Source organism: Cupriavidus sp. KB_39 (genome assembly GCF_052114485.1).
Lineage (GTDB): Bacteria > Pseudomonadota > Gammaproteobacteria > Burkholderiales > Burkholderiaceae > Cupriavidus.
Genome location: NZ_JBFREV010000127.1, coordinates 1 through 1,304 on the forward strand (window position 1 = coordinate 1; position 1,304 = coordinate 1,304).

The following is a 1,304-nucleotide window of genomic DNA, read 5'->3' on the forward strand; positions in this document are numbered from 1 at the left end:
CGAAGAAAATGGAGAGTCAGAAGCCCCACGTCTTCAGGGCGGTAGGGGGGCACAGGGACAATCCGCTCCTGCGGAACATCGTCGATGCGATGGAGCCACCTGACCTTCGCCGTCATGCCAGGCTTGTAGACCCGTGGCACCGTGACGCAGCACGTGAACTTTCCACCGCCCTTGTGCGCCCCGATATTCGGTCCGCCATGACCGTTGACCTCGAACGCGTAGATGCCCACATCGGTGTGGTTGTAGCCAACCATTGACACCGCGATGGGCTTGTCGCCGCAACCGGACACTGCCAGTGGCAATGCTGCTAGCAGGCCGGCTATCCACGCCCGTGGGCGCGCTACTGTGTAAGGCATGACTCTCCTCGTGGAACTGTGGTTACTTGCGCGCCTCGTCGCCCTTCAAGGGATAGTCGGGATGTCCAAGACCCATCATGGTCACGAACACCTTGACATTGCCGTCGCGCAGAAAATGCACCGCGAACCTTCCGATTTCCTCCGGCCCGTAGGGCGGCACGGGGACGATCCGCACCTGCGGAACATCGTCGATGCGATGGACCCATCTGACCTTCGCCGTCATGCCCGGCTTGTAGACCCGTGGCACTGTGACGCAGCACGTAAACTTGCCTCCRCCCTCGTGCGGCCAGATGTTGGGGCCACCACGACCGTTTACCTCGAAGGCGTAAATCCCCACATCGGTGTGGTTATAGCCAACCATTTCCACCGAGATTGGCTCGTCGCCGCAACCGGACATTGCCAGTGACAATGCTGACAGCAGGCCGGCTACCCACGCCCGTGGGCGCGCTACTATGTAAGGCATGACTCTCCTCGTGGAACTGTGGTTACTTGCGCGCCTCGTCGCCCTTCAAGGGATAGTCAGGATGACGCAGAGCCATCATGGTCACGAACACCTTGACGTTGCCGTCGCGCAGAAAATGGACGGCAAACCTTCCCAATTCTTCCGGCCGATAGGGCGGGACGGAGACGACTCGCATCTGGGGAACATCCTTGATGTGGTTGACCCATCTGACTTTCACCGTCATGCCAGGTTTGTGGGCCCGTGGCACCGTGACGCAGCAAGTGAAATTGCCACCGCCCTCGTGCGCCCCGATGTTCGGGCCACCATAACCGTTGATCTCGAACGCGTAGATGCCCACATCGGTGTGGTTATAGCCAACCATTGACACAGCAATAGGCTCGTCACCGCAACCGGAAATCGCTAGCGACAGTGCGGCTAGCAGACTGCCTGCCCACGCCCGCGGGCGCGTTGCTTTGAATCGATTCGTGCCGCCTGAAGCTGGTGGT

The 1,304-nt window shown here is 60.2% G+C and carries 3 protein-coding genes; all 3 read right to left on the minus strand.

What is annotated here, in order from left to right:
- Window positions 1–356 (minus strand): DUF3304 domain-containing protein (locus AB4Z27_RS29015; protein ID WP_441645983.1); only part of this gene is annotated, 356 nt, incomplete at its 3' end.
- 22 nt (window positions 357–378) lie between these two features.
- Window positions 379–819, minus strand: coding sequence for a DUF3304 domain-containing protein (locus AB4Z27_RS29020; RefSeq protein ID WP_441645984.1), 441 nt, complete (start codon window positions 817–819; stop codon window positions 379–381).
- A 22-nt stretch (window positions 820–841) separates the two neighbouring features.
- Window positions 842–1,304: DUF3304 domain-containing protein (locus tag AB4Z27_RS29025; RefSeq protein ID WP_441645985.1), on the minus strand; the 463-nt coding region annotated here is incomplete at its 5' end.